Consider the following 20189-nt stretch of genomic DNA (forward strand, 5'->3'; position numbering starts at 1 on the left):
CTGGCGAGTTCACATGTGAGTGCGGGTGTGGCATTGTGCGCGCCACCCGAAGTTGGCCGGAGTTGCATCAAAGTGTCCCTGTCGAATGAAGAATTCCTGTCCCAGGTTACCGCCCTTATCGAGGAAACGGAACAGGCTCCGCTCCTGGTCGATCGCCGCGATGAAGGACTAAGCGGACTTTCCGGCCTTAAAACCGTCGGCCTGTTGCAAAGGCTGGCCCGTCTATTCGAATCCGACCCGACAGCCTGCTACCTGGAAGTCGGTGTGTTTCAGGGCTTGACCCTGGTTTCCTCGGCTCTCGCCGCGCCGGGTCTGCCGGTCCATGGCATCGACAACTTCGCCACCCTGGACCCGGACGGCGTCAATCTGGGTATCGTCCGCCAGCGTCTGGAAAAATTCGCCGTGGGTAACGCCCATCTGATCAACGAAGACTTCGAAATAGCCTTGGAAACCCTCGGCGAACGCCTGGACGGGCGAAAAGTCGGGGTCTATTTCATCGATGGGCCGCACGACTATCGCAGCCAACTGATCTGTCTGTTGCTGATCAAGCCGTTCCTACACCCCAACGCCGTGATCATCATCGATGACGCCAACTATCCCGACGTGCGCTGGTCGACCCGGGACTTCCTGCTTGGGCACCCGGAATTCAAGCTGTTGTTCGAAGGCTACAGCCCCGCCCATCCTGCCAACATGACCCCCGAGGAAAAGCCAATCCACGAGGCTGGCTGGCTGGACGGCGCGCAGGTGCTGGTCGGCGACCCGGATGGCCTGCTGCCCGCCATGCTGCCACCGGTCAACCTCCACGAGCGGACCTTCTACCTCAACGACTGGCTGACCCACCGCAAGAGGCTGATCGAGCTGGCACCGGAGGCCCTGGATCTGGCCGATGCGGTCTGTGGCGGAAGGGACGAAGCCACGGCCAGGCAGGCCTTGCGCGCGGCCCATGAGCGGGACAAAACCACCTTCGATCAGCGCTTCGACGACCGCAATCTGTATAGCAAAGGTCTGCCCACAGGCCGGGTCAACCAGCCCTAATTACCCTGGTAAAAGGGAATAAACAGGTCCATGAAAGCGGCGGCCCAGCGCTCGGCGCTATGTGGATGCAGGTGGTGGGAATCGTAGGTCTTAAGACCTTCCACCTGCGGCATTACCAGGGGGATATTCAAGTCTTTGGCCAGTCGAGCCGCCACTTCCGGCACTACCCCCGATGCAGGCACATAGGTCAACACCAGACGGGATCCCCGGTCGCGCAGTTTATCCCTAAAGGCTTCCGCTTGTTGGCGAAAATAGGGGTATTGCTTTTCAGGGAATTCAGCACCGGGCTGAATGTCATTCTGGTCCTGATTGGGCCAGTTGACGTAGGTAACCGCACCGTTTCGAATATCGCGATATTGGGAGGGCTGGTCTTCGCACAGGATCCCACCCAAGGCTGATTTCGGATCCCTACAAAGCGCCACATGCCTGTCTTGCATGAATTTCTTCAGGCGGGATTCGATTTCCGGCTCGCGGTCACCGGAAAGGATCGGTCTGGCGAAAACCTGAACCTGGCCATAGAAAAAATAGTCCGTATTGACCACCACGACCTTGGGGCGCAGGTCAAAACGCTCAATGATGGCCATGGGAAAAGTGTCGAATTCCCCGGCAAAAGTCAGGTTGTAGAAGGCCAGGCCCGCGGCCTTGAATCGCTCGATCAGGCTGTTGGTTGAAAAGACGATCTTGGCCCGACTGTTTCCCAGAAATAGCACCTGGGCGGCCTTCAGGTGGGGCACCACGGCCGGTTCGGACGGATAGTACAGCGCTTGATGCTCGTAACTGCCATATCCGGCATCGGCACAATAGCCCAGATAGTGGTCTGGCGAATAGCCGTCCGAAGCGCAGCGAAAGGCCCAGAATTTAGCGGGCAGGGAACCGGTCACCGCGCCATGGGCAAAAGCGACGATCACGCACAGCAGGCCCCACCCCAACAGGAAACGCAGATAGCGCCGGGATTGCTGGCGGAGTTCCTGGGCGGCATCAAGGGGTGTGGGGGTTGGACAAGTCATCGACTCAGAACTGCCAATAGAGAAATTCATTGGGCTGCAAGGCCATGATCAGGGCATAGGTTGCCATGGCAATCAATCCCACGGCCCAGACCCGCGTCGGGCGCCAACACAGAAGGTCGGGAAGATACCGGGGCCGCGCCACTTTTTCGAAGGCGGGGGCAAAACGGTGGGCCCATTCCTGGGTATTGGGCATTACCAAGGCCAGTCCGAGGATCAACAAGGTGGCCTGAATCTGTTCCCGCCCGGTGAAGTAAAGCAATCCTTTTTCGGCAAACCCGACAGGTCCGAGCCAGGGCGCCAGCGGCTCGAAGAATTGCAAATAGCTGATGGTCACGACCAGACGGCCTTCCTGCGCGGTCAGCCCGGCCAAAATATTGATCGCGGCATCAAAGTTCTCGGCGCGGAAGAAGACCCAGGCGATCATCACCGCTAGGAAAGTCAGCGACCAAGACAGGATGCGCCAGATCCAGCGGGGGCCCACTGGACGCATTCCCCAATGCCCACACAAGGCCTGCCAGCCATGATTGACCATCAGGTAGAAGCCGTGCAACGCTCCCCAGAATACAAAAGTCCATCCCGCGCCATGCCACAGCCCGCCCAACAACATGACGATGCCAAGGTTCACATAGCGCCGCAACGGTCCTTTCCGATTGCCGCCCAGGGGATAATAAAGATAATCGCGCAGGAAGGTGGACAGGGTGATATGCCAGCGCCGCCAGAAGTCGATGATGCTCGTGGCCTTGTAAGGCGAGGCGAAATTGATCGGCAGATGGATACCGAACAGCCGCGCCAGGCCGATGGCCATGTCCGAGTAACCGGAAAAATCGAAATAGATTTGCAGCGTATAGGCCAAGGACCCGAACCAGGCTTCGAGAAAGGTGACCTGATAGCCGGTCGCCGCCGCGTCGAACATGGGCGAGGCATAGTCGGCCATGGTTTCCGCCAGAACGACTTTCTTGAACAACCCAACAATGAAAATGGATAGCCCCACAGCCAGGTCTTCCGCCAGCAAGTCATTCTCGTGGTCGACCACCTGCGGCAGGATCTGCGCCTGGTGAACGATGGGTCCGGCGATCAACTGGGGGAAAAACGAGACGAATAGCGCATACTGCAAGAAATCATGGGGCACCACCAAACGGCGATGGCAGTCGATCAGATAGGCGACCTGCTGGAAGGTGAAAAAGGAAATGCCCAAGGGCAGGACCACGTCTTCGAAGACGCTGGGCCATCCCAAAAGGCTCGACCCGATCTGATTGAGAAAGACCACATATTTGAAATAGCCGAGAAGCCCCAGATTGAACGTGATGCCCAAAGTCAGGACAAGACGCGACGGCCCCCGCTGTAGGCGACGGCCAAACAGATAGTTCCCGGCAATCGACGCCAGAATCAGCCACAAGTAGACCGGATTCCACCAACCGTAGAAAACCAGCGACGAAAGGGTCAGCCAGCCGATGGCGGCGGTCTTGCCATAGCGTCCGATCCACCGGTAACCGATCAGGACCACCGGCAAAAAGGCAAACATGAAGGCATAGGAATGAAAGAGCACGATAGACCCTTCGAAGACGGCGCGGTGGGGCGGGCTCAGTCCGTTGGCGACTCTGGCGCAGACGAGGCCTGTATCAGGCCGCCGATACGCTCGCTCACCAATGGTCGGTCATAGCGGATGGTCACGGCTTCCGCGCCCGGCGGAACCGCCAGCGCCATGTGCAAGGTATTGGCGGGCACCATCGTCAATGCCTGTCCGCCCGCCTCCGCGCGCCAGAACGGCACATACATGTTGTTGATCATCAGCACACCGCCCTGTGGCGCATGGACCGTGACGTCGTAGCCGTTATCCACTTGGCGGGTATCGACGACCCCCAGGACACCAAGCCCTTCGAAGGCCGCCCGGTGATCCTCCGCCAGAACCGCCTGCTTGCGTTCCAGGGCGGCGGAATGCTGGTCGAAGTTTGCCCGGCTAGGGACCGGATCAGAGGTAAAGGACCAGGTCTCGGCAGCAAAGATTCGCGGCAGGACGCCTGGCACCTCGTAGACGTACAACTCACCTGGATCGAATATCCGACTCAGGCGGTAAAGGCCGAATTCCACCGGGCTGGCAAAAGACGACCGAGGCAGGCGCGGCGATTGATCAAGCCCGGGCTCGACTACCGGTCGCAGCACGTCGCTATGCAAGGGCAAGGCGCTGAAAAGATAGCGCACATTAGCCTTGGCCAATAGATCCAGGTCGATGAAACGGTCGACGTCGTAGGTCTTGCCGTCCCACAGGTCCCAGTCGATTCCGGTCCGGGATATCAAAAAATAATCGGGATCAGCGCCCATGATCTCGGACCAGTAAATTTCCCAGTCGGCATGGTTGAGACTGAACTGCCCGTCGAAGGACTCATACCCATAAAAACCGGCAACCACGTTGCCAGGCGGGCTCTCGAACAGGGGCAGGACTCGGAAAGGCTCGTCGGGTCGCCAACCGGGGTTCTTCAGTCCTTCATAGCCGGTGAACTGGCTCTGACCGCCAAACCAAACCAGCAACATGGCGTTGACGGTTTTATTCCAGACCATCAGTACCGCCGCGACGGTGAGCAGGAGCGCGAACGGTCGTAATCTTACCTTCAGGCCCGAGGCGGATAGGGACCGAGCCGCCATCACCAAAATCGGGATGAACAGGACATGGGCAGCGAGCAACATATAGTAATGGCTGAGCTGTCCGATAAAGGATAGCCCAACCCGGTCCCAGGGAAAGAGGACGACGAACCCAAGTGCTCCGACCAGCCAGACCAAGGACAGCAGGGAGAGAATGCCCTGGCGCGACTGCCGCCACAGCAAGACCAGGGCACCGACCACCGACAGCCAGAATGCCACCCAGCTTGCTCCGGTCACCAGATAGTGGAGGCCGGATATGAGGATTTCGGTCTTATCCACATCGCTGGCGCCTCGGGTACTGACCTGGAGCAGGTCGTAGGTGGCCACAATGAACTCCAGCCAGACCAGGCCTGCCGCTAGGCCGAACAGGACGAACGCCCCCAAGGTCCGCCAAAGATTTACCCGGGGCATCAGGATCATCGCGCCGATGGTGGCCACGGCCAAGGGGGGGAACAGATGGATGGGCTCTGCGGCGGCTACCAGAATGGTGGTGACCAGAACCCATTTCAAGAAATGCGGCTGCCGGGTCCGGACGGTAAGAGTATAGACCGCCAGCGGCATGACGGCGAAGCCCGTACCCCAGTTGGTGCTGAAGTTGATCAGGTATTCATGCGATAAAATAAATATCGCAGCGACCGCCGCCGACACCGCCCGGTCTCCCTCGGCTCCCTTGCGGGCCAACAAATAGGCGCCGACAAATCCCAAGGCGGCAAAAGAGGCCTTGTGCGCTAGGATGACCAGCCAAGAGGGCAGAATTTGGAACAGCCAGGCTTCGGGGTTGATGGCCTGCATACCGGGTAGAATGGCATAGAGGTCCTGACCGCCGCCGAATTCATGGGTCAGCCGCAGCCCGTCCGGCGCCTGGGCGATGAAATGGCTGAGCGCGATATTGAGATTGCCCTCGTGGCTCAACTCAATAAAGGAGTACGGCCCAAGAATGAAATACTCGACCGCATACAAGGCGACCCAAAATCCGCCGAACTTGACCACCGCAGCGCGGCTGTCCAAGGTTGGCAAATATCGAGCCGCCCCCCAATAGTAGAGCGGCGCCAAGGCGATCGACAGGGCAAACAGAACCGTCAACATGCTTTGTTCATCCGGATTAATCTGGGCTTGGTGGTCAGGGGATCATTCGCGCGCGGCGTAGGGATAATAGTGGGTCGGATTACCGCGATAGAAGCCCGGCTCGGTAATATCCCGGCTGACCACGGCCCCGGCGCCGATCACCGCGTTGTCACAGATACTGACCGGCAGAATGGTAACGTTTGAGCCGATGCTGACATTATTACCGATTTTGGTCGGACGCCAGAGTTCCGGCTTCTCACGCGCCGGCCCCCCTTCTTCGAATAGGTCGTTAACGAAAATAACCCCGTGAGCAATGAAACAATCATCGCCAATTTCAACCATCTCGCAGATGAAAGAATGAGACTGAATGCGGCACCGGGCGCCAATGGTCACATTGTTTTGAATCTCCACAAACGGTCCGACAAAACTATTGTCGCCAATGGTGCAGCCATAGAGGTTTGATGGCTCGACAACAGTTACGTTTTCGCCGAACGTTACATCCTTGATACCAATCTGTTTCAAGGTCACCATCAGCGAATTCCTCCTAGCCCATGGATTGAAGAAGGGTTATCCATCGGATGGCCCCTTCGCTTTTTTGGCGCGACGATGCTCTCCGCGAAAAAAGAAGGCAAGTTGTTCATTGATGGTGCGGAAAATCGTTCGGGGCTGCACGCCGGTCGCCGTACCCTCGGTCCGATCCGTAAAGTTCACATCCACACCAACGATCCGCAAGCCCAATCGATTGGCTCGGATCAGGTTTTCGGCCAGCAGAAAGACCCCGTCGCTTTTGCCAATGAAAGAAGCGACCTGGTCCCGACGGTACATGTGAATCCAGTTCACGTCGAAAAAGTTCAACCGGAACAAGGAATTGATCAATAGATGATACACCGAAGAGATGAGCCTGTTGTAGAAAGGGAGGCTGAGACGACGGTGGCGACGGTAACCGATGACGATATCCGCATACTGAATGAGCAGAAGATAGACATCCACATCCTCCAAGGTCAGCCGATAGTCCGCCGGGCAGACCATCACATAATCTTTGGTCGCCTTTTCGAAGCCATGCCGGACAGTGCCGCCGAAACCCAGATTGACCTCGTTGTTGGCCAAAACCACCTGGTCGTGTTTCGCCGCGAGCCGCTCAAGAATGCTGTGGGTATTGTCCTGGCTGCCGTCATTGACGGCGATGAGCTCGAAATCCTCCACTCCCCACCTGGGCACCGAGGTCATCAGATGCTCGATGGTATGCTCAATCAACGCCTCTTCGTTATAGGCAGGCACGACAATACTCAGGCTATGGCCCTTGGACCCGGGCGGCTGATTCTGCTTGAGTCGGTCGTTCACGGTCATGGACAAGCCATCCCATAAAAATCGGCAATCAGTCGCGCCGTCTCAGTGATCTGGGCATCGGTGATTTCCGGAAATATCGGCAACGACAGAATTTGTCCCGCCGCTGCTTCGGCCTCTGGAAAGTCCCCCGCGCGATATCCGAGATGGCTATAGCATTCCTGTAGATGAACCACACCCGGATAATGCACCTGGGCCAGAACGCCGTTTGCCCGCAGATGGGCCAGAAGCTCATCTCGCCGGGCCGCTTTGACCACGTAAAGATGAAATACCGGATCGGCGCCTGGCGCCCGGGCCAGGGGCACCACATGCGGGCTCAGCTTGACCAACGCCTGATCATACTGTCCGGCGGCCTCCCGGCGACGCAGGTTCCAATCTTCCAGGTGGGGCAATTTCTTCAGCAGGATGGCGGCTTGCAGGGTATCGAGGCGGGAATTGAAACCGATTTCAACGTGATGATGTGCCGCTTCCTGTCCGTAGAAAGCCAGGCGGCGCACCCGTTCGGCCAGAGCGGCATCGCCTGTGAACACCAAGCCGCCGTCGCCGTAAGCACCGAGATTCTTGCTCGGATAGAAACTGAAACAGGACAGGGCGCCGAAGGTCCCCACGGTCTGACCGTTCAACCGCGCCAGCGGTGCCTGGGCCACATCCTCGATCACCGCGATACCCCGAGGTTCGCAGATCGCCATGATCGCATCCATGGGGGCCGGATGGCCGAACAGGTGTACCGGGATGACTGCCTTGGTCTTCGGGGTCAGCACCGCTTCCAGCTTCGCCGCATCCATTTGGCCGGTGGCCGGGTCGATGTCCACGAACACCGGCTTGGCGCCCGCGTAAGAAACGGCAAAGGCGGTGGAAATCCAGGTATTGGGGACCGTGACCACCTCGTCCCCGGCACCGATGTCAAGGACCCGCACCGCCAGGGCCAGGGCATCGGTTCCCGAGGCAAGGCCGACGGCATGGCCGCCCCCATGGGCCTCGGCGAAAGCCCGTTCAAAGGTCTCGACCGCCGGTCCACGAATGAAGGCCGCGCTTTGGCAGACTTCCCGCATGGCTTCCATGAGTTCGTCTTCCATGCCGCGAAATTGTGCGGCCAGGTCGACAAACGGGAGGGGAGACGGGACCTCGGGACGGGGGTCGCTCATTGCTCGCCGATATAGGTCTCGTCGGTCCAGGCCAGATAGCGGCGCAGGCCCTCATTCAACTCGACGGACGGATTGAAATCCAGCTGCAGCCGGGCCTTGCGGATGTCGGGGCAGCGACGCATGGGCTCATCAGCGGGATAGCTGTCTGGATATTCGATCACATTGCGGTCGATGGGTCGGCCCAGCACCTGCTCCATGCGCTCGACCAGTTCCAGCACGGTGACTTCCGGGGTCGGGGTGCCGATGTTGTAGGCCTCGCCGGGGACGCCGCGCAGCACCACCTTGAGAAAGCCGGTCATGGCATCGACCACATAGCAGAATGTCCGGGTCTGGTTGCCGGTGCCATAGACCTGCAACGGCAGGCCGCCTTTGATGCGGCTGGCGAAGTTGGGCATCACCCGGTAGTCGTTTTCCTTCATCCCCGGGCCGAACACGTTGAACGGCCGGATGGTGTTGGCGGCGGTGCCATACTTTTCATGGAAAATGTAGCACAGGGTCTCGCCCAGTCGCTTGCTCTCGTCGTAGCAGGCGCGCAGCCCCTGACAGGTGACGTTGCCGCGATAGCTTTCCGGGGTCGGGACGTGTTTTTGGTCCGGATCACCATAGATCTCGCTGGAACTCATGAACACGAACCGGGCATGATTCTTCTCCGCCAGTTCCAGCATATGCCGGGTACCGGTGGTCGCCACGTCCACGGTCTCCAGCGGATAGGCGTTGTAATAGAACGGGCTGGCGATCCCGGCGGTATGGATGACGTAATGGACATCTTCGTCGATCTCCACCGGCTTGATCACATCATGCTGCATGAACCGGATGTTGGGGATCTCCTCTTCGACCGCCCCGACCTTGCCGCCCGCCGTGATCATATTGTCCATGGCGATCACCTGGCAGGGCTTGTCCAGGGTCGTTTCGTTGAGTTGTTTAAACACCTCGGTAAAGTAGCGACCGAGAAAGCCCCGGGCTCCGGTCAAAACCACCGTCTTGCCGGAAAAGTCATGGGCGTCTTGGCCCAGGTTCGTGATGATCTCGGTCAGATCGGACTGCAACAGAAAGGAAGACATCAGTTAAAAGACCTCTAATTTCGGCAAGGGGACGATGAATTGTCCACCAGCTTCCCTGTACCGTTGGTTATTTTTCATGATCGGGGTGGCAAAATTCCATGCCAGAATCAGCACATAGTCGGGCATTCGCTCGTACAAGGCCGTCACCGGCAGAATGGGGATATGAAAACCGGGTGAAAAAAGACCCTGCTTCAATGGGCTATCATCGACGATGAAATCGATCACCCCGCTCCCCAGGCCGAAATGATACATCAATGTCGTGGCCTTTGCGGGCGCTCCAAAGGCAGCGATGACCTTGTTCCGCGCTTTCAGGTCGCCCAACAAGGAACCGAGGTCGTCGCGCAATTGGTCGATTTGGGCTCCATAGCCGCGGAATGTCTCAGCCCGGTCGAGACCTTTTTGCTCTTCCAGGTCAACCAGAGCGCTCACGGAAGAATCCACCGACCGAGCGCCACCCTTAAGCTGGGATATGACGCGCAAGGACCCGCCATGGGTCTCGGGACGCTCCACCTTGACCGGCTGCATGCCCTGGGCATCGAGGAACCGGCAGAGGGGCTTCAGGGAATGATAGGACAGATGTTCATGGTAGATGGTGTCGAACAGGGTTTTTTCGAAAACGTCCATGAGATAGGACACCTCGAAGCTGAACAACCCATCGGGCGCCAGCAGTTCGCGGACTCCTTCGACGATACCCGCCAGGTCATCGGCATGGGCGAACACGTTGTTGGCCGTTACCACCGATGCCTGTCCCACTTCCCCGGTGATGCGCCGCGCCGTTTCCAAAGAAAAGAATTCAGCCAGAGTGGGCACGCCATCGGCCGTCGCCTTCGCAGCGATGTCCTTGGCCGGGTCCACGCCCATGACGCGCAGCCCCTGATCCTTGAAGGCTTTGAGCAGGGTCCCGTCATTGGAGCCGATATCGACCACCAAGGAGTCCGGCGCCAGATTAAACCCGGTGATCAAGGCCCCGGCGTAGTCCTGGAAATGCCGCACGAAGGACGGTGAGGTCCCTGAAACATAGACATAGTTTTCGAATAGCAGCGCCGGATCGACCACGTCGAGCAATTGCAGGTGGCCGCAATCGGTGCAGAAAAACAGATCCAGCGGATAGACGGCTTGCGGCTGTCCCACCTGATCGGCACTCACCAGCGCGTTGGCCGGCGGCGTCGGCGTCAGCGAAAACACCGGCTCCAGATGCCTGCTGCCGCACAGTCGGCAATCGCTGCGGCGAACAACGGATTGATCTTGCAAAGGCACCAGACTCAGGACCGATCTTCAGGCTGGACCATTTCGATCCGTTCCACATCCGCCTCATAGACTTCCTGACGCCGGGAATTGCGCCCCAAAGTCAGGAAAACGGTATCTTCCGGGAAGGTCATGGTGTGGTCCACCATGGGGGGGGTAAAGAATAACTCGCCCTTGTTCACCACCACCTTCTCCGGTTCCTCTTGGGAACCGTGCGGACGGTGGAAATACTCGATTTGCCCAGAAACCACGTAACAGAAATGCCAATCGGTCTTGTGGTAATGATTGGCGCGCAGACTGCCCTTTTTCGATGAAATCATCACCGCGCTTTCCATGGGCAGATCCACCAGCGGCTGAATACCGCCCCGCTCGTCAACAAACGGAGCCAGCAGAGGCACGATCACCGAAGATGGCCAAGTCTTTTTTTCTTCCTCGGTCAGCGGTCTGATATCCACGGAAACGGTCTCCGGCTCGGGTTGGGATTGGGCGACAAACTGCCCGTTTTCCCTTCCCCTGTCAATGAAGCCCTTCCGTGCGCACGAGACACGTTTTGGCGCCCGATTCCTTGGATTCCCGAGGTCAGCTCTTTTTCATCATGCGGAAGAACAAGCCGATGAAATAGAGCCCTTCGCGGCGCCAATTCATGGGCTGCAACTTGATCTTATAGACGTAGCCGTACCACAGGTAATAAACCGCCCGATAAAACCCCGCCAACGGCAGACCACTAAGGAAGTGAGCGGCCGGACGCAGGATCGGGAAATTGACGATCAACCCGAATATCTTGTGCAGGTTCTCGATCCGGCGGCGGTCCATTTCCGATTTGAAGTCGAGCATGGAAGACCGCTTGTAGGTCTCGGGAAACGACGTGGGGTCATCCTTCAAGAACCCCTGGGCCTTCACATAGCGTTCAATGGGTGAGCCGGGATAGGGATAGAGGATAGATGTACCGCCGTAGGTGGGCTTGATGCGGATGTTCAGATCCAGGGTCTTCAGATCGCTCTCGAAGGGATTGTCCACCGGCAGACCCAGAATGTTCAAGGTGTAGAGCCCAACGCCGTTGCGACGCAGAATGTCGGCCGCATCGATCAGGTGCTGATTGCTCATGGCGCGATCAAGAATGTTGTTGGCGGCTTCCTCGTCGCCGCTTTCCACGCCCATCCAGACAAAGCGCAGGCCTGATTCCTTCAACATGATGATATCTTCTTCGCGCACCGCGTTGGCGCGCACCGTGCAGTCCCAGGGCAGGTTGATCCGTTCCTTATAGAGCTTGGCGAACTCTTCCAGCCACCATCGGGGCTTGAGGATGAACAGGTCGTCGACCATGGAAACATGCTCAAGAAGGTATTTGTTCTTTGTTTCTTCGATCTCGCGAATGAAATGCTCCGGCGAACGGGTCCGAACGGCCTTACCCTTGCCTTTGTATTCCTTATTGTAGTTGACGTTGAAACAATAGGAACACTTATAGGGGCAGCCTCGCGTGGCCATGAAGAACTTGGTGCTGTTGCGCAGGAACTGAGGATCGGCTTGGTACAGGAGCTCCCTGTCCGGGAAGGGCAGGGTATCCAGGTCATCCACCAGGTGGGCTTTTTCGTTCTTGAAAACCTCGCCGTCACGCTTCACTTCAAAAGTGGGCGTCAGCCAATAGTCCTCTCCGGCCTCCAGACGCCGACAGAGCTCCGGGAACACCACATCGCCTTCGCCGGTGCAGACCGCATCAATGCCGTCTTCCTCGATGAAGCCGGGAAAGAAGGTGGCATGGGGGCCGCCGAATACCGCAAAGAATTCATGGAACGCCTTGAACTCGCGGTTGAGGGCCGCCAGATCGTCGTGCTCACCGGTCATCGCCGTATAGCCGATCACCGCAGGCCGATACTCGCGCACCATCTCCAGAATGGCTTCGCGAGACATGATATCGACGATCGCCAGCCGGACTTCGTTGCCCTTTTCCTTCAGGGCCGCGCTGAGACAGGCAATGGCCAACCGTTCGATGGAAACGGTGTGCTTGTAGACCAGAAGAACTTTCAAGGCTCGGACCTTTTCGTCTGCAATGGCATGGTCGCCGGACGTGGCGGGGTTGCTTTGGGATCCAATAGGGTCAATTTAGCTACGAATTATTATCATTACAAGTAAGTCTACTCATAGCCAATCGCCCCCGGTCAACGGGATCATTTGCCCAGTGATGAATGCGCTCCAACCAGACAGCAGATAGATCATCAGGGCCGCTGCTTCGCGGGGTTCCCCACCGCGCTTCAAGGGTACCAGCTCGGCTCGGTCGCTCATGTCCTTCTCGGACTTTTCGTGCCAGCGCTGGTGAAAACCGCTCTTGATGTAGCCGAAGCGAACGCCGTTGACCAGAATGTTGTGGGGCGCGCCCTCGCGGGCCAATCCCTGAACCATGCATTCCGTTCCACGCTTTGCGACCGCGTAGGGAAAGGACTGGCCCGATCCGCCATGCAAAGCGGACTCGGTCCCATTGAGCAAGATACGACCGCCCGTACCCTGATCGGTCATATGCCGCATGGCGGCCCTGGCCAGATAGAATGGCTGGTTGAGGTTGACCGCCATGTCCTGTTCCCAGTCGTCTTCGGGCATGTCTTTCCAGTGGCCGGAGAAGTGAATGGCGCCGGACAGCGTGACCAAGGCATCGATGCCCCCCGCCTGCTCGACGAAGGCATCCACCACGGCCTCGCAATCGGCGGCACCGTTGAAGGATTGCCGAAGGGGAATTACCCGGGGATCGACAGAAGTCGGTGTCTTCGAGCCGCCATGGGCGCCGATCACGCAATCGGATCCCTCCAAAAGCATGGTCACCAAGGCACGGCCCAGACCGCCGCTGGCGCCGGCCACCAGGACACGGGTTCCCGGGGTCAGTCGGGGAATCCAGTCGGGTTCCTCGAAACGGTTCATGAATAGCATTCCTTCAAATGGGTCACGCTTCGCGCCAGATCGCCCAAGGGATCCGTCTCGGACAACATGCGTTGCTCTATGGAGACCCATCCCGCGTAATCGATGTCTTTGAGCAGGGCCCCGATACGATCATGAGGCACCGCGCCACCCTCTCCCAGCACGCCCAAGCCCGGCTCGTTGGCATGAAAATGCACCAAATGAGGCGCGGCCAGGACAAAGGTTTCCTCGTCCACTTCGCCATTCTCCACCAAAGCCTTGGCGTCCAATTGGACTTTCAAGGCGGGATGATCGAGGGTCTCGACGATGCGCATCGAGTCCCGAACCGAATTGACGAAATCGGAATCCTTGGGGCCCAGGGGCTCGAAACAGAATTGAGTCCCGTGGCTTTCGATGCGGACACAGAGCTCGCCCATGAAAGCCACGGCTTCGTCAAAGGCGTCATCTTGCGGCATATCGCCGCGCCGCCGACCACCGCCCCAGATTAGCGTTTTACCGCCCAGATCGCGACAGACCGCCGACAGATGTGTAAAGAAATCCAGGGTTTGCCGACGGAGCTCCGGCCCCTTGAAAAGACCCAGATCTGGATGATCGAAGATCAAGGAATGCAGGCCGACGACAGAGAGGCCTGCCCCCTCTACCTGTCGCCGGTAGGCTTCGATTTGAGCCGACGTCAAACCCCGCCAGGTATCGCTCCAGACCCGGCTTGGCGCCACTTCGAGGCCTGCCACCCCCATCTCGGCCAGCCGCACCAGTTGGTTTCCATGATCTAATGCCGGTAGGCCGATATTGGAGACCGAAGCCCTCATGATTCTTTTTCTCCGCTCACCAAAGACCCCAACTGTACCAGTTTGGCAAACCCGGCATTGCTTTTTACCAGATCATCGAAACGCCCCATGGCGGCAATGCGCCCTTGCTCCATATAGACCAGAAAATCGCAATGACGCACGGTGGCCAACCGATGGGCGATAATGACCATGGTCTTTTCCCCCATCAAGGATTCCATGGCGGCGGCGATACTGCTTTCCGTCTGGCTATCCAGCGCCGATGTTGCCTCGTCGAGGATAAGTATCTGAGGGTTCGGGTAAAGTGCTCTTGCGATCCCCACCCTTTGTCTTTGTCCGCCCGACAAGCGGGCTCCGTGTTCGCCGAGGACCGTGTCCAGTCCCTCGGGCAGGTTGGCAACCACGTCGTCTAGCTGGGCGATGCGAAGAGCCTGCTGCATCCGTTCCGGATCAATATCCTCATCATTCTTGCCAAGCGCAATGTTCCGCCGGAGGGTGTCATCGACGATGAAGATATCCTGCGGCACGTAACCCACATCTTTCTGCCAAGATCGAAGGTTGGGTTGTATATCGATACCATCGACGGTCATGGTACCGATATTTGGCTTCAGCAAGCCGAGAATGAGGTCCACCATTGTTGTTTTGCCGGCACCCGAACCACCGACCAACCCAATGGATTCGCCTCGCTTGATCGTTAGGTTGATGTCCTCAATCGCCGACACCGCCGACCCCGGATATTGAAAGGTCACATTGGCAATTTGAAACCGATCGGTGAAAGGAAGGGCCGGGGCACCCTCGTCCTTGGTGGTATATTCTTGGAGTCGACGACCCTCGATCAAGTCCTTGTGCAAATCTTCGACCAAAGCGGTACGCTGGCGAAGTTCAGTCGTGCTGCTGATAATCCGATTCATGGATGGCATCAAACGCAAGGCCGCCAGCGCGAAAGTTCCCGCCATTGCCAGTATCGATTCAAGAGGCTTGTCCGAAGATATCAAAGCAGCCGCTACCGACAACAAGGCAACGATGATCAACAGCTCGACAAATAGTCGCGGCGTTTGATTGGCGACGACACTCCGCGTCAGAATTCTTGCCTGCGAGATACTTAAGGTATTGAGCAGGTGAGATGTGTGGGCTTCGGCATTGAGTATCTTGATGTCCTTGATCGCTCCGAGGCCAAAGTTGATGGCTTTGATGACCTGCGCCTCGAGGTGAAAGGCTTGCTTTCCCCAACGTTGGATCAAGGGCCCGACAATCATGTAAAACGCGACTCCTGCTCCCCCCACTCCCACTGTCAGAGATATGGTCAGTACGGGCTCGACAATGACCAAAATTGTAAATGCCGCTGCGGAAAGAACGAGGTCGAGCAACAAGTTTAATCCGAGGCGCAGCCCGTCGAAGGCCGCGCCAATGCCGTTGGTAAGATTGCGGAGCATTTCGGCGGAATTGCGCTGAAGATGGTAGGAATAGGGTTGTGTGAGGTACAATTCGAATAATTCTTTGCGAAACGCCGCCGCAGAGTAAAGGGTAAAATGAGTGACCAGATAGATGGTTGCCAAGATTACAGCGTTCTTGAGCAGGAATAGCGACAAAAATCCAAGTGAAACGGCCAGTATCAGACTATCGGAAGAAAACTGCGCCAAGAGTGGTTTGAGGCTTTCCAGAGGACCACTATAATCTGCGGACATGCCCATCTGAACAATTGGCACGATCATACCGATACTCGCCATCTCCAGGGCTGCTGAGAGGAGTAGTGGAATCAGTAGCAAGGCAATCCTGAATCGACTTTGCCTATTCAGAAAAGACAAGAGTTTTTTGCCAGTTTTATACATGAATCCGTCTTGAAGAGGCCATTGAATAGAGCATAAAATACTATATGCGTATTTTTGGCGGTAATGTATTATATTTACTAATAGTAATGAAAGAACATATTTATTTTTATAACAGAGAAAAATGAATACTTATTCTGTTCACCATTACTCGATTGCAAAAACGATGCGACAGGGGTTCGCCCCCGTATGGGCGTTTGGATCAGAGAGCCGATCGAGCGATGGGACTACACCCCGCATCTGTCGCAGGGATTGAAAGTCGAACGACCGCCTTGCAGGTGGGCTTGACGCAGCTCATTCATCGCGTCTCCATTCCAAATGTCTTTGATCGACCGCTCTTTTACGTTTCCTGGCGTTAGGTAGCTTTTATAGTCCTCGTCACAGGGGTTTGTCTGGCCATCGTGCCATACGTAGAGCTTGTTCCACAGAAAATCACACGGAACAACACGTTCAGGGTGGAGCGGGTTGCCGTAGGTATCCCATCTCAATTGCGCCCGGACGAAAACCACCGTGTCGCATATCTCTGACCAGAAATCTTGGAAATGCCGTTCATTTTGGTCCTCACGGAACCGGACCCCCGATATACGGATCTCCGACAGTGAGTTGGGATAGTGCTTGTCCCTGATAGCTCTGAGACGGCGAATATTCTCCACAACCACATCGAATTTTCCACGCACCCGAATGGATTCATACACTTCCTTCTCGGAAGCATCGACCGAAAGGGCGATCAGATTGACATTGCTGGACAAAAGATCATGGCAATCCTGTTCGCTCAGGCGTGTGGCATTGGTATTGACTTTCAGATCAAAGAAACACTTTTTTTCGGACGCATAGCGAAGCATGTCCCCGATTTGCTTGTGTAAGTACGGTTCGCCGCGGCTCCCCAATGAAATGGCGCCTGCCCCGCCTTCGGCCGCTTGGTCGATCACGTCGCGATAGAGCCCCAGGTCCATGAGGCCCATGTAGGGCTTGCGAGTGAAGGACTTGTCGATCTGAAAGCACATGACGCATCTTAGATTGCACGCTGACGTTGGCTCGATCAAAAGATGGATCGGAAAATCTCCCACGACTCTCCGCTCTGGTAACACCCTGAACTTAAAGCGATATAGGAGATAGGGGATCCAGCGGTCTGACGAATTTTGGGAAATGAAAAAGTTTTCTTGCGGCGTCCAACCGTAGGGAAGCGACCCTGTTTCACGGAGCGACGTAATCATTTCTGTCAAGTATTCCTGATCGTCAGCTCCCAGGTCCAGGTCAATGGCTAGTGCCACCAGATCATCCGCACTGAAAGGCGGTGTTGTCGGTGCGTCCCCAAGAAAGAAGGCACGATGTCCGATATTCCCGGTTTTGTCGCTCACAGTCGGTGACGACACTGTCGATTTAAAAGCGGAATCAGCCATGGCGTTTCATGCTTTCCATAAGTTGCTCAAACACCTCGACCATCATCGGCCGAGGGCCGCAAGTGATCGACAGGCACCCATCCAATGGGCCTCCCGTGCTGGCCTTGACGTAAGTGCCATTGCTCTTGAGATCACTATCAATGTGTTTGAGTTGGGCGGCATCGCGGAGCTTCAGCAATACGAAATTACCGTGTTCGCCCCAAGCCTGCCCTCCTTGCCCTCGCCACTCATTCCGCAAATAATCCCGCCCCGCGCATATGTTCTGAACCGCTGGCAGGACATGGCTTTCGAAATGGTCAAGCAACCGTAGCCCCACATGCAAGGACAAGGCGTTTGCTTCGTGGGCCAGGCGGATCGCAGCCAACGGGGCGATTTGCATAGACCCTGCCACTACATATCCCAAGCGCAACCCCGCAGCACCAAAAGCTTTCGAGAAGCTCCTAAGAACCAGCACATTGTCAAATTCCTTGGTCAGTGGAATCGCCGAAGGGCCGCCAAAAAAGTGATAGGCCTCATCCACCGCCAATATGATGCCGTGTTTATCGCACCATGATGCGATAAATCTAAGCTGACCAATGTCGAAACAATTCTCGACGGGTTGATTTGGATTGGGCAGAAAGAGCACCTTGGTATTTTCAGGTATCTGGTCACACAAAGCCTCTGGGGTCAGAAACTCCCCGGGCCGGTACTCAATCCGTACGGGATCTATTCCAAATATCTTTGAATAGACATCGTACATGGCGTAGCCCGTGGCATAGGCAACACGATCCCCTGACCCACAGTTCAGCAGCATCAGAGTTCGAATCGCTTCGTCTATTCCAGACGTCACCACAATTTGGCCCTCCGCGACCCCCAGGAATTGCGCCAAACGAGCTTGGAACTCGCTTGGGTCGGGGTATCGGGAGACGAGGACGTCTGGTATGGAATTGAATATCTCGGCAAGCAGGTCCGGCGACCAGGAGTCCGGCTTCTCATTGCGCTGCAACCGCAATCTGACATTGTCGGGCTCGGCGATCCTCGGACGAGCCAGGCTCGATAAATGTGCAAATCTGGAAAGTGTCATGGCAACCGCTTGGGTATCGATGAAGAAAAAGAACTATGTCGGAAGGAAAGAGACTCGGCTTACATCAGCGCTTCCATCTCATCGGCACTCAAGCGGCTCGGACTGACCCTGAATTCATCCTTCGGATTTGTTCGACACCCTGTTCCACCGCCGCCGAAACTAGCCACGGTCCGCGCAAATTTCTCGTCCTGGTCCATGCCCAAAAAGTCTCGGGCGTAGATCTCACCGTAATGCTTGCGCAGTCTCGCGCCTTCATCGTCCATGGCCTCGGCGCGCCGAAGGTCACCCCATTCGTTTTCCGGGAAATAGCAATACAGCGGGAACAAGGTCGTAAGGCTGGAAATCTCGTCTTGGCTCAGCATCGGCGCCGGCATCTCGAGCACGGACGCGGAATGACCTTGCGTGCAGATGAAATCCTTGTCCAGCCAGCCATTGCGGATCGCGACATCCCGTAGAGTGGTACCGTGATAAGGCGTGAAAATGCTCACAGTGAGGGCATCATACCCTTGAATCGAACGAACCAACTTAATGGAATCCATAACCAAGTCCCGCGTCTCCCCGGGAAGGCCAACCATGACATCCAAACTGAAGGCAATGCCACTTTCGAGAATAAGCCGGAAGCGACGGATGATTTCCTCGTTGGTAATCTTCCGCTTCAGAACTTTGTTCCGATATTCCTCGTTGCCGCATTCAACGCTGGAAGCCATGCGGTAGCAGCCAACATCCTTCAATCTTTTGAGTGTGGGTACATCAAGGTTTTCGGCACGGGTATTGAACCAAAACGGAACTTTGAATTCTTCATACATGTCACAGAATTCAAGGATCTCTTTGTGCGGTCGGGCTAAAAAGCTGTCATCCATGAAATAGAAGAAGGTGGGGTCAAAGCGGTCCACGTACTCCCGTAATTCGTCTCGTAGGACGGGCAGAGATTTTCGACGAAGAAAGTTCCCCAATCCTTCGGACTTCGTGAAACTCCGTTGGGCCGGTGAATTGCAGAAGGTACAGGCATAAGGACACCCTCGGTAGCTTTCCACCGGAATCATTTTGAACATTTTGCCGCCCATGGGCCGGTAGAACCGGCGCGGATCAAAGAGGCCAAAATCCGGTCGCACGGCATCGAGATTCACCAAAGGCGGCTGATGGTTCCGATGAATGGTTCCGTCGCCGTCTTTGTACCAGATCCCTGCAATGTTCTCGAACGATGCTCCCGTGCGAACCGCCTCCGCTACGTCGAGAACAATCTGCTCCCCTTCTCCGCGTCCCACGGTTTTGACCTGTGGAAACGAAAGGGCACGGGCGGCATCATTGGTTGGAAATACGCCCCCAATTAGATGCGGGATATTCAAATCCTCTACGGCCCCCAATAACTCGACGCATTGGGCAAAAGCATCTTCCACCACGGAGAAGATCATGAAATCAGGCTTGTACTCTTCGACTTTTTTTCGAAAGTCCCCGAGGAGATCCGTCTTCATGGTGATCCCAATTTCCTCGGTGATATTGAATGAGCGTGCCTGAAACAGCTCCATACGGCTTTCCGATGTCGATTTTTGATCGGACACATAATAGGTGGTTTCGAACAAATCGACGGCATACCCCTTGTCTCGGAGGATCCTTGTAAACAAAGCGATGGCGATCGAGGGTATGAGCATCAACGGAAGATTCGGATATACGA

General features: G+C 56.5%; 17 protein-coding genes. 1 reads left to right on the plus strand and 16 read right to left on the minus strand.

Annotation, left to right across the window (positions count from 1 at the left end):
- Positions 1-72 precede the first annotated feature (72 nt).
- Positions 73-1035: a class I SAM-dependent methyltransferase gene (locus tag MGMAQ_RS17620; RefSeq protein ID WP_046022574.1), complete on the plus strand. Its 963-nt coding sequence runs from the start codon at positions 73-75 to the stop codon at positions 1033-1035.
- Here the strand turns inward: MGMAQ_RS17620 and MGMAQ_RS17625 are convergent.
- The 16 genes from MGMAQ_RS17625 to MGMAQ_RS17700 all read right to left on the minus strand — a co-directional run bounded on the left by MGMAQ_RS17625 (position 1032) and on the right by MGMAQ_RS17700 (position 20166).
- Positions 1032-2042, minus strand: coding sequence for a hypothetical protein (locus MGMAQ_RS17625; protein WP_046022575.1), 1011 nt, complete (start codon positions 2040-2042; stop codon positions 1032-1034). The genes MGMAQ_RS17620 and MGMAQ_RS17625 overlap by 4 nt on opposite strands.
- 4 nt (positions 2043-2046) lie before the next feature.
- On the minus strand, positions 2047-3588 hold the full coding sequence (locus tag MGMAQ_RS17630; RefSeq protein ID WP_046022576.1) for an MBOAT family protein: 1542 nt from the start codon (positions 3586-3588) through the stop codon (positions 2047-2049).
- Positions 3589-3623: 35 nt separating this feature from the next.
- Positions 3624-5765, minus strand: a complete 2142-nt coding sequence (locus MGMAQ_RS17635) for a hypothetical protein (RefSeq protein ID WP_046022577.1) — start codon at positions 5763-5765, stop codon at positions 3624-3626.
- A gap of 42 nt (positions 5766-5807) precedes the next feature.
- Positions 5808-6275, minus strand: a complete 468-nt coding sequence (locus MGMAQ_RS17640) for an acyltransferase (protein WP_046022578.1) — start codon at positions 6273-6275, stop codon at positions 5808-5810.
- A 36-nt stretch (positions 6276-6311) separates the two neighbouring features.
- Complete coding sequence (locus tag MGMAQ_RS17645; protein ID WP_046022579.1) at positions 6312-7091, minus strand: glycosyltransferase family 2 protein; 780 nt, start codon at positions 7089-7091, stop codon at positions 6312-6314.
- On the minus strand, positions 7088-8233 hold the full coding sequence (locus MGMAQ_RS17650) for a DegT/DnrJ/EryC1/StrS aminotransferase family protein (RefSeq protein ID WP_046022580.1): 1146 nt from the start codon (positions 8231-8233) through the stop codon (positions 7088-7090). The genes MGMAQ_RS17645 and MGMAQ_RS17650 overlap by 4 nt, the downstream gene beginning before the upstream one ends.
- On the minus strand, positions 8230-9294 hold the full coding sequence (locus MGMAQ_RS17655; protein WP_046022581.1) for an NAD-dependent epimerase/dehydratase family protein: 1065 nt from the start codon (positions 9292-9294) through the stop codon (positions 8230-8232). Before MGMAQ_RS17655 ends, MGMAQ_RS17650 begins: the two co-directional genes overlap by 4 nt.
- Before the next feature lie 3 nt (positions 9295-9297).
- Positions 9298-10551 carry a class I SAM-dependent methyltransferase gene (locus MGMAQ_RS17660; protein WP_252508655.1) on the minus strand — a complete coding sequence of 418 codons (1254 nt, stop codon included), beginning with the start codon at positions 10549-10551 and terminating at the stop codon, positions 9298-9300.
- Positions 10552-10556: 5 nt separating this feature from the next.
- Positions 10557-10994, minus strand: a complete 438-nt coding sequence (locus MGMAQ_RS17665) for a cupin domain-containing protein (protein WP_046022583.1) — start codon at positions 10992-10994, stop codon at positions 10557-10559.
- Between the two features lie 124 nt (positions 10995-11118).
- Positions 11119-12564: a B12-binding domain-containing radical SAM protein gene (locus MGMAQ_RS17670; RefSeq protein WP_046022584.1), complete on the minus strand. Its 1446-nt coding sequence runs from the start codon at positions 12562-12564 to the stop codon at positions 11119-11121.
- A 111-nt stretch (positions 12565-12675) separates the two neighbouring features.
- Positions 12676-13446 (minus strand): SDR family NAD(P)-dependent oxidoreductase, encoded by a 771-nt coding sequence (locus MGMAQ_RS17675; RefSeq protein WP_046022585.1) that lies wholly within the window; start codon positions 13444-13446, stop codon positions 12676-12678.
- A complete protein-coding gene (locus tag MGMAQ_RS17680; protein ID WP_046022586.1) occupies positions 13443-14252 on the minus strand; it encodes a sugar phosphate isomerase/epimerase in 810 nt (269 codons plus the stop codon). The genes MGMAQ_RS17675 and MGMAQ_RS17680 overlap by 4 nt, the downstream gene beginning before the upstream one ends.
- Positions 14249-16057: an ABC transporter ATP-binding protein gene (locus MGMAQ_RS17685; protein WP_082085518.1), complete on the minus strand. Its 1809-nt coding sequence runs from the start codon at positions 16055-16057 to the stop codon at positions 14249-14251. Before MGMAQ_RS17685 ends, MGMAQ_RS17680 begins: the two co-directional genes overlap by 4 nt.
- A gap of 224 nt (positions 16058-16281) precedes the next feature.
- The gene (locus tag MGMAQ_RS17690; protein WP_046022588.1) at positions 16282-17454 is read right to left on the minus strand and encodes a radical SAM/SPASM domain-containing protein; all 1173 of its coding nucleotides are present in this window, start codon (positions 17452-17454) and stop codon (positions 16282-16284) included.
- Positions 17447-18517, minus strand: coding sequence for a histidinol-phosphate transaminase (locus MGMAQ_RS17695; protein ID WP_046022589.1), 1071 nt, complete (start codon positions 18515-18517; stop codon positions 17447-17449). The genes MGMAQ_RS17690 and MGMAQ_RS17695 overlap by 8 nt, the downstream gene beginning before the upstream one ends.
- Before the next feature lie 59 nt (positions 18518-18576).
- Positions 18577-20166, minus strand: a complete 1590-nt coding sequence (locus tag MGMAQ_RS17700; RefSeq protein WP_158498894.1) for a radical SAM protein — start codon at positions 20164-20166, stop codon at positions 18577-18579.
- Positions 20167-20189: the final 23 nt, after the last annotated feature.

Origin of the sequence: Magnetospira sp. QH-2 (genome assembly GCF_000968135.1) — a bacterium.
Lineage (GTDB): Bacteria > Pseudomonadota > Alphaproteobacteria > Rhodospirillales > Magnetospiraceae > Magnetospira.